This window comes from Pseudomonas sp. SBT1-2 (assembly GCF_028640875.1).
Taxonomy (GTDB): Bacteria; Pseudomonadota; Gammaproteobacteria; order Pseudomonadales; family Pseudomonadaceae; genus Aquipseudomonas; species Aquipseudomonas chlororaphis_I.
On sequence record NZ_JAQZAA010000056.1, the window covers coordinates 1 to 13217 of the forward strand.

The 13217-nt window shown below is 59.0% G+C and carries 16 protein-coding genes; 5 read left to right on the forward strand and 11 right to left on the reverse strand.

Features of this window, described 5'->3' with window-relative positions; translation table 11 throughout:
* Nucleotides 1-543 (reverse strand): type VI secretion system Vgr family protein (locus tag PVZ78_RS06985; protein ID WP_273828436.1); only part of this gene is annotated, 543 nt, incomplete at its 3' end.
* Nucleotides 544-645: 102 nt separating this feature from the next.
* Nucleotides 646-1164 carry an Hcp family type VI secretion system effector gene (locus PVZ78_RS06990; protein WP_236186223.1) on the reverse strand — a complete coding sequence of 173 codons (519 nt, stop codon included), beginning with the start codon at nt 1162-1164 and terminating at the stop codon, nt 646-648.
* An 807-nt stretch (nt 1165-1971) separates the two neighbouring features.
* Here PVZ78_RS06990 and PVZ78_RS06995 point away from each other — a divergent pair.
* Both PVZ78_RS06995 and PVZ78_RS07000 read left to right on the forward strand, forming a co-directional pair.
* The gene (locus PVZ78_RS06995; RefSeq protein WP_273828437.1) at nt 1972-3354 is read left to right on the forward strand and encodes a hypothetical protein; all 1383 of its coding nucleotides are present in this window, start codon (nt 1972-1974) and stop codon (nt 3352-3354) included.
* Between the two features lie 335 nt (nt 3355-3689).
* Complete coding sequence (locus PVZ78_RS07000) at nt 3690-4109, forward strand: response regulator (RefSeq protein ID WP_273828438.1); 420 nt, start codon at nt 3690-3692, stop codon at nt 4107-4109.
* Nucleotides 4110-4155: 46 nt separating this feature from the next.
* Here PVZ78_RS07000 and PVZ78_RS07005 read toward each other — a convergent pair whose 3' ends face one another.
* Nucleotides 4156-4467, reverse strand: a complete 312-nt coding sequence (locus tag PVZ78_RS07005; protein WP_273828439.1) for a hypothetical protein — start codon at nt 4465-4467, stop codon at nt 4156-4158.
* 274 nt (nt 4468-4741) lie between these two features.
* Here PVZ78_RS07005 and PVZ78_RS07010 point away from each other — a divergent pair, with 274 nt between their 5' ends.
* From PVZ78_RS07010 to PVZ78_RS07020, 3 genes are all read left to right on the forward strand, one after another.
* Nucleotides 4742-4993, forward strand: a complete 252-nt coding sequence (locus tag PVZ78_RS07010) for an AbrB/MazE/SpoVT family DNA-binding domain-containing protein (protein WP_273828440.1) — start codon at nt 4742-4744, stop codon at nt 4991-4993.
* On the forward strand, nt 4980-5396 hold the full coding sequence (locus PVZ78_RS07015; protein ID WP_273828441.1) for a PIN domain-containing protein: 417 nt from the start codon (nt 4980-4982) through the stop codon (nt 5394-5396). The genes PVZ78_RS07010 and PVZ78_RS07015 overlap by 14 nt, the downstream gene beginning before the upstream one ends.
* 152 nt (nt 5397-5548) lie before the next feature.
* On the forward strand, nt 5549-5980 hold the full coding sequence (locus PVZ78_RS07020) for a DUF3742 family protein (RefSeq protein WP_273828442.1): 432 nt from the start codon (nt 5549-5551) through the stop codon (nt 5978-5980).
* A 7-nt stretch (nt 5981-5987) separates the two neighbouring features.
* Here the strand turns inward: PVZ78_RS07020 and PVZ78_RS07025 are convergent, their stop codons facing one another.
* From PVZ78_RS07025 to PVZ78_RS07055, 8 genes are all read right to left on the reverse strand, one after another.
* A complete protein-coding gene (locus PVZ78_RS07025) occupies nt 5988-7568 on the reverse strand; it encodes a conjugal transfer protein TraG N-terminal domain-containing protein (protein ID WP_273828443.1) in 1581 nt (526 codons plus the stop codon).
* Nucleotides 7569-7578: 10 nt separating this feature from the next.
* The gene (locus PVZ78_RS07030) at nt 7579-7923 is read right to left on the reverse strand and encodes a hypothetical protein (RefSeq protein ID WP_273828444.1); all 345 of its coding nucleotides are present in this window, start codon (nt 7921-7923) and stop codon (nt 7579-7581) included.
* A gap of 285 nt (nt 7924-8208) precedes the next feature.
* Nucleotides 8209-9624 carry an integrating conjugative element protein gene (locus PVZ78_RS07035; protein ID WP_273828445.1) on the reverse strand — a complete coding sequence of 472 codons (1416 nt, stop codon included), beginning with the start codon at nt 9622-9624 and terminating at the stop codon, nt 8209-8211.
* A 9-nt stretch (nt 9625-9633) separates the two neighbouring features.
* Nucleotides 9634-10566 (reverse strand): TIGR03756 family integrating conjugative element protein, encoded by a 933-nt coding sequence (locus tag PVZ78_RS07040; protein WP_273828446.1) that lies wholly within the window; start codon nt 10564-10566, stop codon nt 9634-9636.
* Entirely contained in the window at nt 10563-10973 is a 411-nt protein-coding gene (locus PVZ78_RS07045; protein ID WP_273828447.1) for a TIGR03757 family integrating conjugative element protein, read from the reverse strand. Before PVZ78_RS07045 ends, PVZ78_RS07040 begins: the two co-directional genes overlap by 4 nt.
* Nucleotides 10974-11223: 250 nt before the next feature.
* Nucleotides 11224-11850 carry a YiiX/YebB-like N1pC/P60 family cysteine hydrolase gene (locus tag PVZ78_RS31750; protein ID WP_443218352.1) on the reverse strand — a complete coding sequence of 209 codons (627 nt, stop codon included), beginning with the start codon at nt 11848-11850 and terminating at the stop codon, nt 11224-11226.
* Nucleotides 11850-12251 carry a DUF4878 domain-containing protein gene (locus PVZ78_RS07050; RefSeq protein WP_273828448.1) on the reverse strand — a complete coding sequence of 134 codons (402 nt, stop codon included), beginning with the start codon at nt 12249-12251 and terminating at the stop codon, nt 11850-11852. The genes PVZ78_RS31750 and PVZ78_RS07050 overlap by 1 nt, the downstream gene beginning before the upstream one ends.
* A 386-nt stretch (nt 12252-12637) precedes the next feature.
* Nucleotides 12638-13213, reverse strand: a complete 576-nt coding sequence (locus tag PVZ78_RS07055) for a hypothetical protein (RefSeq protein ID WP_273828449.1) — start codon at nt 13211-13213, stop codon at nt 12638-12640.
* Nucleotides 13214-13217 lie beyond the last annotated feature (4 nt).

Genomic DNA, 13217 nt, shown 5'->3' on the forward strand with positions numbered 1-13217 from the left:
CTGGTGCCCCTCGGCACTGTGGCGGAAGGAGTAGAAAAAGCCTTCCTCGCGCATGATGCGCTCGATGAAGTGGTAGTCGGTGTCGCCGGCCTGCACGCAGTACTCGCGGACCTGGTGCTCGGTGGTCACGCGCTGTTCGTAGTCCTGGGTAAGTCCGTGGGCCTTGAGCACCGCTTCGGCGATCTGCGGGACACTCAGGGTCTGGAAGATCCGCCAGTCGGAACTGAGCTTCAGGCGCGCCAGGCGCGGTTCGATCACAGCTGAATAGCGGGTGCGTCGAAACCCGGTCTCGCCCTGGACGAAGGAAGACACGGCACCGTGTACATATCGCACCGGCTGCTGGCCGTGCCAGAGGGTCAGACGAGCGGGGCGATCCAGCACCTGCCCAAAGTCGATTTGGGGGTTGGTGCAGGTCAACTCCACCGCGAGGTGAAAGGTCTCGCAGAGGGCTTCGTGAAGTTCGAACTCGACGACCTCGAAGACATCGCGCACCTCGCCGCCGATGAGGTCGAAGGTGAAGCGCAGATCGGATTGGGCGGGCATGGCAGGCTCCTGTTCAACCAGGGCTAATGCCTCCGGTCTTCGATCGGATCAGGGGTGGCACGGCTGGCACATGCTGCGCCGGCCGTGCTTCTGGCCCTTGGGTCAGGCTTCCTGCGGCTTGCGCCAGTCGTCCGAGGCTTCGGTGCCGGCGATAGCGTGAGTCCAGGTGATCTTGCGGTAGGCCATGGCGACCTTGACCAACTGGGTGTATTCGGCCTTGCTCGCATCCTGTGCGTGTGGCAACACGGTGTTGATGTTGACGATGGTGGCGTCTTCGAGCTTGGTGGTGAAGAAATGCTCTTGCTTGCCCTCCACCGAGGTGCGGTACCACTTCACTTCCACTTCCGGGAGCATCTCGCCGGAGGCCAGGGCCTGGTACATCAACGGGGTGGCTTTGTTCAGCGGCGAAGTGAAGACGAACGGCTTATGCACGCGCTGACCGGAAGGCTGGCCGCTTTGCGGATCGGTCGGGGTCGCGATCAGGTGCTCGATTTCCTGAACCAGAATCTGGTCTTCGTGGCCTTCCTGGTAGACGTTGCCAACGGAGTCGGCGGAGAAGGCGCCCTGGGTGATGTTGCCCTGAGTCTTGCCCTGGATGCTGATATAAGCGGGAGTCGGCATTGGCTGCTTCCTTTGTAGCGTTGACGAAAAGGCCGGATGGGCCGTTGTGCCATCGGTGATGACATGGACCTACAACGCAAACGCTATGCCAGCTTCCCGGATATCATTAATTTACTGTGATTTATCAGTGGCTTATGTAGAAATCCTGTTGCAGTTCGGGGTCTTGCCCCCCCACCGAGAAGCGCTAAAAGTGATTATTTCGGTAGTTTTTCGGGCCACTATTGGCTCGGAATAACATAAGTCATTGAAAGTTAAATAAAAAAATCGAGCAAAATATGACTCGATCGAGCCAGATATGGCCCGATCGGCTGATGTTTGGGCGCGAGCGGGTTTCGATCCCGCAAAACCGTTGGACTTTGCAGGGCGCTGCCGAAGTCCGGGTTCGCGCGCTTCCTGCCTGAATCCAGGATGCCAATAAAAACAGCAAGTATCCGATCGTAAATCGGATTGTTCCCATTTCGAGGGAGGGTCGGAGTTCCTACATTGGGACTGCTCGCCCACGCGCGTGCTGAATCTATCTCGAATCGCCTGCGATGGTTTGATCGTGCGGATGTTGGTGCGGCGGGTATGAAGCGAGCACTCCCGGATGAACAACCTCTCGTAAGTGGGTATGCCATGGACAGCTATTCTCCGTTCAACCCGGCCTCGGGGACACCAGGCACCCGTTACGTCGAATCGAGTCGGCCCCTAGAGCTAGAGGATGGCGCCAGCAGAAGTACCAGCGACCTTGTCCACTTCGTACTAGGTTGCTCGATCGGTATGGATGGGCGGCCAGTGCGCTGCACAAGCATTGTCCCGGGAGTGACGATGTGGGTGACGTCAGGCAGGCTCCGTCCTGTTGATGAGGCTGAGCGGCTTCACTGCAGCCACGACATATGGAATCTGCTGCGGCCGGAGTTGGTTGTGTGGCTCCGCACTAGATCGCCCCAGTCCCATTTTCGAATCCAGTTTGGCCAGGACATCTCCTTCGAATTCACTTGGGATGCTAAGGCGAATGGGCGCTCAGCCAATATGGAGGTGGCTGTTCGCTTCACGTCAGAAGACCGCGAGGCCTATGCAAAGCGACGTATGCGACAACCGCTGTTTGAGCCACTACCTCCGTTGTCAGATGATTCGCATCTAGCCGCGATCACGGTGCGCAGCTTGCTCTTGAGCGCGCTGGAGAAGAGTCGATTGGCAGCATCTTCGCGCTATGCCGGATTGCCCGCCCCAGTGCGTTACCGGATATCGGGAGCGCTAGCAGCATGGCGCGAGCTCCACGGAAAAGTGGTTGTGGGGTCCACGACGCAGCCCCTGGGAGAGGTGTTGTCAACCGAGCCGCTGACCCAGGCCATCCGTTTTACCGCTTCACTCACGCGGCAGATGCTCCCCAACGGCACATCCGGCGAATCCGTTCATGCCCTATCAGGCGACGCCGCGCAAAGCGCGGTATGGCAGATCATGGAACTGTGCAATGGGCTCTTCTATGAGCCAAGCGCGGCACTTCATCGACTGCTGCATTCCGCGTACATCGCTGATGATGTTCCAATCGGTTCGTTGGTGCTTCCATGCGACACCTTGTGCATCGTGCCAGAGGCATCCAGCTGGGAGCGACAAGACGGCAATGAAGCAATCGTGTTGGCAAAACGTGCAGGCACTCTCAGTTGCGCATGCTGGACCCGCGGTCTCGATCTGGAGGGCGGCCTGGTCATGCTGAGCACGTTAGAGCTTCCCTTGGCAGACCCCAGCAAAACCATCAGCCAGCTTCTGGATGAGGTGCTGACTGATCAGCGGGCTGACACTGACGGGCCGTTGATGTCTGTGGGCCGGTCGGCCCCCGTCCATCAGCACTGGCGAACCACGCTGGACTACGCCTTGAAAATGTTGCTCTATCTGTCGGTGCGCGATGCTCACGTGATACCAAACCGCGCCTATAGCGAGGCGCCTAGGAACTTTGCGGGATTGGGCAAGCGCAAGCGTGCGGAACGTATGGCGGAAATCGAGCAGTTGTACGATCGGTACGTAATCGGACCCGCGCTGCTCGACGCGGAGGTCATGACTTCGATGACTTCCAACGATCTGGGACGTGAGGTGCGAAGCCATTGGCGGCGCCCGCACTTCAAGATGCAGCCTTATGGACCAGATGCTGCACTGCGAAAGCTGGTATTCATTGGGCCGACCATTGTCCGCGCTGACCGACTGGGGCTGTAGTCTAGAGATCGCATTTCTATCGCCGGCTTACCCGGTTGCAGAACGTGTAGGTGATGGAGGTATCTGACGTCCCACGGAGACGCATCCAGGCATCTATTGGGATGCATCTTATGGCCTCATGGCTGCCAAGAAGAGCAGGATCTGCAATAGAAACACACAGGCCATTTCTCATACCACTTCTGGACTCAATCCAGAGGTATCCATAGCCCAGAGCGGTGCAGGCCCAGATAGGGCCGTCCGAGTGCTGCACGAGGCATTGGAGACTCCGATGGTGGTTCAGCCCTGCCGAAATGGCAGCGCGATCGGGTTGTGGCTCTATTGCAGGAGCGTTAGACATGCGGAATAAAACACTGAGGATCTTAGTTGCCGACGAGCAGCACTTTCATAGCATGAAGATTGAAAGGGGCCTGAACCTTCTCGGCTACTACCGGGTAGCCCCGGTTCAGAGCCTGCGCGATCTATTGCAACTGGTTGACTATGGCGACGTTCCAATCGACGTGCTGATCGTCAATGCCTCCTTCGGCCTACAAGATCAATTCGACCTGATTTCGCTTTGCCGGTATACCACGCAAATCAAACACGCGTTGGTCTATGGCCAGGACCTGCCTAAAGGGCTCTCCTGCTTAGCAACGGCAGGAAGAACGGTGCGGGCCAACCCTACCGGTTTGCCCGATACTGCATCCCTTCGCGCACTGATGGCCGAGGTTGATCCATGGAACCGGCATTTAAGATGCGAAACGGCATCCATACATTGACTGCTTGAGGAGAGGCGTATGGGTGGCCTTCAGCACACCTACCTGCTCACCAGTTCTCGGTACGATAGAGCCGGGTATTGCACTGATTGCAAATGAACAGACGGCGCGGGTCGCCTGGTCCGGCAAAGCCCCAGTTTCTAATGGTCATTGAATTGCAAACAATGCATTGGATGCCGCGTGGTGTCTTGCACTGTGGGTACTTCCGCAGGTACTGGGCGAGGGTTGGGGTGGCCTTGGCGATTCTGCTGGCGTAGGTCAAATTGTCATACACGCGTCTGCCAACAAAGACGACAACGGCCAGCAGTAGCATGTTGGAGAAGATCTTGGCGAGTATTTCCATGGCGCTCTCAATGTTCATTCAGCTTCCCGCCAAGTAGCTCGCCACCATATGACGCGCCGACGCCCCAGAGGGGCGGCTGACCTAGCCATGAAGAATGCTGCTATGGCCGGTGGACAGGGATGTGCTGAGATATCCGCAGGATAGTTTGCAGGAGCTCCGACAGGGGGCGAAGTAGGATTGATCTGAAATTTTCCGCGATTGCTCTCCAGGGGCCGTGAGGGTGGCAGTTCCGGTTGCTAGGGAAGTTCAAAAACATACACTTCGCTTGGGTCTATCCAGAACGGGAATTGCCGTGCAAGTAGAAAAATTAGGGAAGCGTCTCGCGGTTCGACTGCCAACGAAGGTTGTAGAGGCACTTGAGCTGCACGAGGGCGACGACATCGAAATCGTCGTCGATACGCCACGTACGTCTGCAGTACGCAAGAAGCCTAAAGCTGTCGAACTCCGCGATCGTCTACTCCGCTTCGAGCGTCTACGCAGCTTCCGCGGCAAGCTGCCTGCCAATTTCAAATTCAACCGGGACGAGGCCAATGGGCGGGGATAAGGCAGGCCAACCCAAGATCTTTGTCGATAGCAATGTTGTACTCAATCTGCTGTCCGCAGATGACGCGAAGGCGGATCGCTCTGAAGCACTCTTGGGCAAACGACCCACGATCAGCGTGCAGGTGCTCAACGAAGTAGCTAGCGTCTGCCAACACCAGTTGAAGATGAGCTGGCGCGAGGTGGGGCAGTTCCTTGATGACGTGACAGCCCTCTGCCATGTCACCTCGATGACGTTGGAAGCGCACTCACTGGCGCAGAAGTTCGCCGAGCGCTACGGTCTGGCGTTTCGCGACGCCTGCATCGTTGCAACGGCCACGATCGAGGGATGTGGGTCTCTGTACACCCAAGATATGAACGGGTACATCCAGGACGTCAGCCTCGCCCTGAAGGATCCGTTTGTGTGAGGTGCCTTGGGTGACCGCGGGGCATACTGTCGTGCGGGACCGGGACATTGATGGCGAAGTGGCCTAAGATGAGTGGAAATCCTTGATCCCATTCGTATGGAGTGGGCTGCCAACGAAGCATCGCCAGCGCATGAGCGCGGGAGGTTTCAGCGATGAACAACGCGAAGAGAATGACCGTTGCGGAGCGTGCCGGCCACACTGTAGGCCGGTGGCTGAAGTCCGTTATGCGCCTAGAGTCCTCTGTTGTTCAGAACGCTGTGGCCGTTGGCGTACCGTGCTGGCTCGCCCTTGCGCTGAAGTGGGCCGTGCGCCTCGCGCTTGCAGCGGGTCTGCTGTATATCGCAGCCGTGCCAGCCGTCCTTATTTTGGGGTTCCTCATCGTGCTTTTCTTGCACCATAGTGATGATGACCGTGACTTCATCGAAAGTGACGAGGAGGACGAGCAGATTGAGAGCTTCTTCCAAACTCAAACCTATATGAAACGGGCAGAGGACGCGATGAGATTCCCAGAGCAAGCTGGGCATCTACACCCTCGCGAAGATCAGGCCCTCGACGCCGATAGTTCGGACGATATTCTCCATTGAGCACTTATTAGCCAGCGTCCTTTTTCGGCCTGGGATTGATACCCGCATCGGCGTTCTTACTGACTTGCTGTGCCACAACGTTTTCGGCCATCTGCCCTACCTTGGCTCCAGCGGCTTTGGCATCGTTCGTAGCTGCTGCAAGGCCTCCCAAAAAGCTCCCCGCACGAATCCCCGCCCAGGCAAGCGCCATTACCCAAAAGCTGGGCAGCACGATGAACATCGTGGCCATCACGAAGTTCAGTAGCATGTCGCCGAATGCGTTGTCCAATCCGAAGAACGGATTGAAGTTCGTGTGTGGCCGGTCAACACCAAATCCCTCTTCTCCATACAGCGCATTGAGGATGGTGCTGTCGACCCAGCGTGCGAGCTGGTACCAGAAGTCCACGAAATACATCGAAAACTGCACCACGCTTACTGTGACTACGGCCTTGAGGTCGAAGGTACTGAACACAAGCACGAACGGGATGCAGATCACCAGCGCGGCTTTGAGAAACGACAAGGCCATCGGCAGAGCCTGACGCACGACGTCCATCGCTGGGAAGAACCCGAGCGAGCCCACTGCCAGCCCCACATCCCCCGTTAGACGGGTCGCCGCATTGGGCAAGGTCATGCCGACCTGGCCGCCATAGTCCGTGTAGACGTGTCCCCGATTGACGACCTGCTTCTGCGGTGACGCAATGGCCCGAATCAGTGCATCGTCTGCCTGTTCCCTAGAGATAAAGCTGGCCCACTTGCGAAGGCGTGTCAGCAGATCTGGACTGACCTGCTCCAGTAGACGTGTCCGCAGCCCCTTGCCTGCGTCGTTCCACCATTGCTGACATGTCGGATAGCCGCCACCACTGGGAACCTGCGCCAACCCGGCATCGCGGGTAGCGTTGTACGGCCAGGCCGTGCGAGGTGTGTGTGAGTGGTAGGTATCGTAGTAGCCTGGGGTGTTCAAAAACCGGCGTGAGCCAATCCAGGTGACGTCATACATCTGAGCTTCGTTCAGCTCCGGGCGGTTCATGAACAGCTTGGCCCTGGCCGGGCCATAGCAGTCGCTCGAGAAATCTGCGACTTCCTGCGACAGCACCGGATCGGCGATGCGAGTGCTGTCAATGTCCATGCGCATCTGCCGCAGGTCTACCCCGCATGGGATCGCAGCCACTGCGGCGCCGGTGACGGCTTTGGACACCGAGTGTATGAAGAACCACCAGAGAGGGACCTTCGCGCTTTGGTTGTTCAGCGTCGTAAACGACTGGCTCCAGCCGGTATCTTGTGGCTGGGGAACCTGCACCTGACACTGCTTGGAGCGCGTGGTATCGAACTTGACGGTATCAATACTCACGTCGATGACCGGTATACCTGCAAACATCAGGACCGCGACCGCAACCCAGACCCGGTTTTCAATGCGTGCCGCGGAGAGCATCCCCTTGTTCCCCTCATCGGCGCCCTCACCCCGGGCGCGAAGCCACTCCTGCAGGACGATGGCAAGGAAGGGGATGGCAATCAGGCTGGTGGCCACCAGGGTGTTCCAGATGCCGTTGTGCACGATCCAACTGACCAGAGTCAGGTAGTACTCAAGGTAATCGTTTGTGTAGAGCGTCATGCTGATCCCCTTACGACAGATTGATCCACTGGCTGAGTTCGATCAGCAACGCTATAGGCAGCGCAATTGTCTCCATGAAGCGCACGCGCAAGCGGCTCTCAGGATCACGCTGGAGCAGGCGCCGGCGAGCCCATAGCCAGCCGGCTGCAGTCGCGGCATACAGGAACAATCGCCATACGAAGAAATGCAGCTTGTGGTCGTCCAGCCAGCTGCTCCAGCCGACAATCCCTTCGTTCAGGTAGATGCCAATGATGTTCGCCGTAAACGCGAGAAGGATCAGAAGTGCTGCCCACAGTGCAACCGCATGGATCAGGCGTTTGGGTAGCTTCTTAGAGGGACGGGGAGATATCGGCATGGTGTACTCCAAAGCTTGCCCTTTCTGAACCATGGGCACTGGTGGGGACTGGGCGACTGTTGGAGTTCATCGCGTGGGGCGGTCGTGCGCGAGCGGAAAACCGATTCACGGGGCAACCGGATTGTTCTCAGTGAGGCCGTGACGCCGTGTGCACCAAGCTGGTTGCGTTGGAGCGCCCAACATCCTCCGGCCGGCATCTATTTCGGCCAGTTCTGTGAAGCACGGTGTGGCCATGCAGATAGGTCAGCGAGTCGGGAGGGGCCCCTGATAGCCAAGCGCTGAATTTCAGGGCTTGGCCGCGGCCGGCTTCTCGATCTGCTGCACCCGATCACGCACGGTGTCGCCTTCGTAGACTCCCCGTGAGCCTGCGGCGCGCATGCCGTGGCGCTGGATGATCATCATCGGTGAGTTGGCGGCCAGCGTCCGGCGCAGTTCCAGCTCTGTCTTGAGGTTGTTGATCTCCTGGGCCAGGGCGGCGCTTTCCTGATCCACGGCCTGGATTGCCAGGTCGTTGGCAGAGATGTTGGGTTCTTTCTTTCCTGCGAGCAGCGTGCGCTGCAGAAGCAATGCCTTCTCCAAGACGCTGGTCAGTGCCACTTCCGAGGCCAGGCGTTGCCCCAGAAGGTCCTGGTCGGGCTCATCGCGCAAGGCCTCGATGACCCCGCGGGTGATCGGCAGCGACGCACTTCCGGCGGCGTCCAGGTTCGCAGGTGTCGTGGGCTTGGAGCCACTGACCAGCGCCTGTAGCGCTTTGACCTTGGACTCGTATTCTTCCTGGATCATCGGGGTGAGACCGACGCCAGGGGTGGTTTGCGTCTTTGTGCAGTTCTCGCACGTACGCTGCTCACGCTCGCCCAGCACCCGGGTCGCCCAAGTTGCCGCCGCTTGTGGAGAACTCCAGGTCTGGCAAGTCTGCCGGTTGCCGCAGGCATTGGCGCTGATCGATGACGTTTCGTTCGCCCCACGGCTGCTGAGCAGGTTGTAGCCGGCCTTGGTCACATCACCGACAACCTTGATCGGGCTCTGCCCACTGCCCCCGGCGTTACCACCGCCAACCCATGGCACTCCGTTGTTGCCGCGTGATTTCTCTGCCTTCTCGACGGCTGAGACGGCATCCGCATTCCCGGAACGTACGGTTTCCTTGAGTGCCATGCCTTCGGAAAGACGGTCCCAGCCCAGTTGGCCGCCCGCGACGTCGGCCATGCGCTCGGTCATGGCCCTGCAGGTCAGCTTGGAGCGATCGAAATCCAAACGCGCTTGGAGCACACCATTTGTAAGCAAGTTATACAGACCGGGATCCGCACGCTGGATGATCAGTGCCGGAAGCGATGCGACTGCGCTTGTGGCGTTCTGGATCACACTCGACATGATGGTTTGAAAGCCATTGGTGATGCCGTTGAGCTGGTTCTGTAGCGTGGTGGTGAGGCTCATGTCGCCGCAGATCAGGTTGCTGTTCCAGCCCAGCCCGACGCCAATGCTCTGCATGTTGCCTGCGCTGCTCATCGACACTGCGCGGCCACCACCGATGCTGTAGAGCACATCGTCACCGATGACGCGCCCGGAGCTGCTGATCGTGCCATCACCGATCTGTGTCTGCGCCCACGCTGAAACGCAGAGAAGAGCCAGCGGGGCGACCCACGCTTTCCGTAACGTGGGGACACGTGTGGCAGCACGTGAAACGGCGTTTGTGCGAGTCTTCATCTGGGGCCTCTACTGGAAGTCGGTGCTACCAAGGAACTTCTGACCCCGGCGTTTGCAGCAGCTGTATGGGCGCCACAACGCCCAGGCGTAGTCGCCCCGTTGTGCCTGGGTCAGCGAGTTGGAGTTCGGAAACACGGCGCAGCTGTTGGACATGCGCGGCGTGAGTTCCTGCCACTTGCCCGTTGCGGCATCGCTCTCTTTGAGTGCCCCAGCCGGCCAGTAGCCGTCTTTCTTCGAGGCCAGCAGCGGCTGGTACACGTGCAGTTGTCCCCGCCGCGTCACCACGTCGCCAGCCCGTTGCGCAATGACCGCGCTCGCCTTGTGGTCGTCCACCTGGTGCAGCAAGCCCCCGCGGGGGTAGACGTTGCCCCAGAGATTTGCGCTCAAACGCCCGCCGATTTCACGCATTCCCGGCACCAGCGATTCGGGGTAGACAAGTTCTGGCACGTTGTAGCGCCAGGCCACGGTATCGAGCGTACTCAACAGGTACGGCATGAAGGGGGTCCCTGCACCTTGGCAGGTGTAGCCCGACGATGCGGCGAACTTGCCGAATATCGCCCCGGCCGGATGCCCGATGACGTCAGCATTGCGGAACTTTGCGAGATTGTTCTCACTGCCTTGGTTGGTCGTGCCATCACCGCCACCTTGAGCGGTCGAGTTTGATGCGCTGAGCAAGCGCACCTCAGTCCAAGGGTTCTCGCCGGTGTTGGCGTAGCTTGAGACCACCGCATCGGGGATGTAATGGCGAACTTTTACGGAGGTCCGCACCCGACATCCGTAACCGCACTGCAACCAGTAGCAAACCCCGACTACCCGGTAATCCAGGCAGTTCGGTGAAAGCGAGGAGGTGGAGATGGACACGGTATCGAGCGCAAATGCACCGCCTGCGGCCCCTAAGAGCAACGAGCCAGCAAGTGCGCGCATACGGCGAGAGGCAATCATGGGTGGTCCTTCCTGTAGCGGGCAATTCGAGCCAGCGCGAGCGTCACGTCCGGCTCGCCGTAGATCACGTAGCGGTGATCCACCACCACGGCTGGGATCTTGACCACGCCAAGGCTCCAAGCCTCAGTCACCCCTTGATAGGCTGCGGCCAGCCGGCGTTGTAGCGCTGCACCGCCTTGTTCCAGTCGGTGCTGGACAAGGCGGGCGGCTTGCTCAGGATCGGCAGGAAGTTCTGTGGCCAGCTCGTTCTCCAGACGTTCGCCGAGGTCCACAGCAACCACTTCGACACCCGAGGGGACGCTGCGCACCGGGTGAGCACGGTCGGTGAAGACGTGGATATCTGCCGCGATTGCCGGCCAAGCGATACACGCCAGTACAGCGGTGGGCAGGAGGAGGGGCAGATTCATGAAGCAAGGCCTGAAGTGGGGGCAGGCCTTCAGTCCACCGTAGATAGAACCGGCGCTCCACAAGGAATCCGCTGCCGCAGAATTCCCTATTGTTCGCTTCTTTGTCCGCTAAGGTGTGCGGTCGGGACGGCATGCGGCTATCCGACCACGCACTCGGCCTCAGACGCAGATCGCGGTCAAAAGTCGCAGCCGGTGAAGGCCTTCCTCCAGGTGTTCTCTGGAGGTGGTGCGGCTCCACCATCTATCAGCACTATCGGTCGAGTACCTCGCGTGGCTCCGTAGATGCAGGTCCCTGGCGACGCGGATCTGCTCCGACATGGTGAATTTTCGGCGACGCAAGCAATGCACTGGGCAGAAGATAGCTACCCGGCAGCATCGGCAGCTCTATGTGAGTGAATTGCACTTGGAGGTCGACCCCTGCAGAGCGCCACGCGTCCCACACCAATTCAGTGCAATAGGTGCCTGCCGGATCCGCGATGCGAAAGGGGCGGCCCAACATCTCCCGTGCAGCACGCAGAGAGTCCGCGCGTTGCTGCTCGCTCGCCTCCACGTGGAAGATCCCGTACTGCTTCGATCGACTGGTGTCTAGGAAGAAGTCCAGCGTATCCAACACGACTCCATCAGGCCTTCCCTGGACCTCTGACGGAGTAGCGTGAAGAACCTGCCAGTTGCCGGAGGATCCAACCAATATGCCGACGTGGGTGAAGGCGCCATGGTCGACAGCCATCACTGCCGCGCTGACTACTTCAGTCCCCTCCCGAAAGATCAGGTCCCCGGCCATGGCATTAGGCGGCAGGCTCGGCGCACCAACGGCATATCCGGCTTGAGCAGAGAGTAGGAGGGCAAAGGTGCGCTTCCAACCTGACCACCGAGCCATCACCTCAGGAGGAGCTTCCAGCTCCCGTCCTCTTTGACCAATTGGTGAATCTTGGTCAGCACCTTGCCGTTCTTGAACGTCAGTTTCACTTGCACTGCAGCAGTGCTACCGCTCTCATTGATCTGTGAATCGAGCACTTCGAGCGTATCCAGTCCATCATTGGCCTGAATTCGGCTTTGCATCTCACCAACGATCATCTGCAATTTGCCCTTGGCTTCGATCATCTTGGCAGCAGGCACATCCGTGAAGGACACCAGTTTGCTTGCGGTCCCCACGTCACCTTTGACGACTGCGCGGTAAAAGGCGTCGATGGTGGCGTCCGGCTTTCCTCCGGAGCAGGCACTGAGAAGCAGTGCAGCGATGGCAAGGAAGAACGTGGAACGGAGGCGTGAGCGAAGCATAGGAAGTCCTCGACAAAAGGGATAAATAACGGGCGAGTAGCTAGAGGCACTTGCTCTAGAACAAGTGCCTCCGGCCTTGGGTTCTATTTCAAGACGCCTTCCATGCGGGCAGAAACTGGCCCTGGGCTCTACGAGGTCATCTCCTATCAAGGGTTGCTTCAACGGGGGTCTGCCGCGTATGAAGTACCGGTGCGCAATGGCAACGACTATCTTTGAGCCCTACAGAAAGCGGCAGGCTAAATGTGCCATCAACTGAACTGCCAACACACGTAAGAACAATCTCTTTTTTTGGTAAGAACTCGCGACGCGAGTCTTGGTCAACAACTATCCCGCCCATCAACCGCAGCTCTCCGTTGATATGCTGTTCTAGACCGACCAGGCCTGTGTCAGAACGCAACGAGCTCCAGTTGATAGCTGCTGGACCACGTAGACTCGCTGTTGACCACGGCGATAACATCGCCAGGGACGGCAGGATCCAACTCAAGCATCAGGGACAATCGGCTGCCGATTGCCGGCAAACCTTGCTCCATCACCACAATGCCTCGGCCCGGCTGCAGGCCGGACCTTGTAGATGGCTCTGACGGTGCCTGACCGGTCTGCTCCACGTTACTCAGGGACAACGATTTTCCATCCAGCGTGGCCTGCTCGGCCACCACGGAAAGAGCCCCTTGTTCTCCGAAACGGAAGGCGCGATCGTTCTGGGGCTCACCGCGCAAGAACAGGGCGATACGCACCGGCGTGCTGCACACCACATTCACCGATACCAGGCGCTTTCCCAGCGCATGGCCGCCGAAGGTTGTTGGTTGGCTAAGAATGCTCTGACGATGCTGCGGACCGTAGTCCACCAGTGCGGGTACGGCGTGCACCTGGCAGTTGTCCGCGGCGGCCGACGCCCCGCTCAGGCTCATACCCAGGCATAGCGCCCAGGCATGCCTGTGGGCGAGTCTCAAGTATTGCTTCATAAGG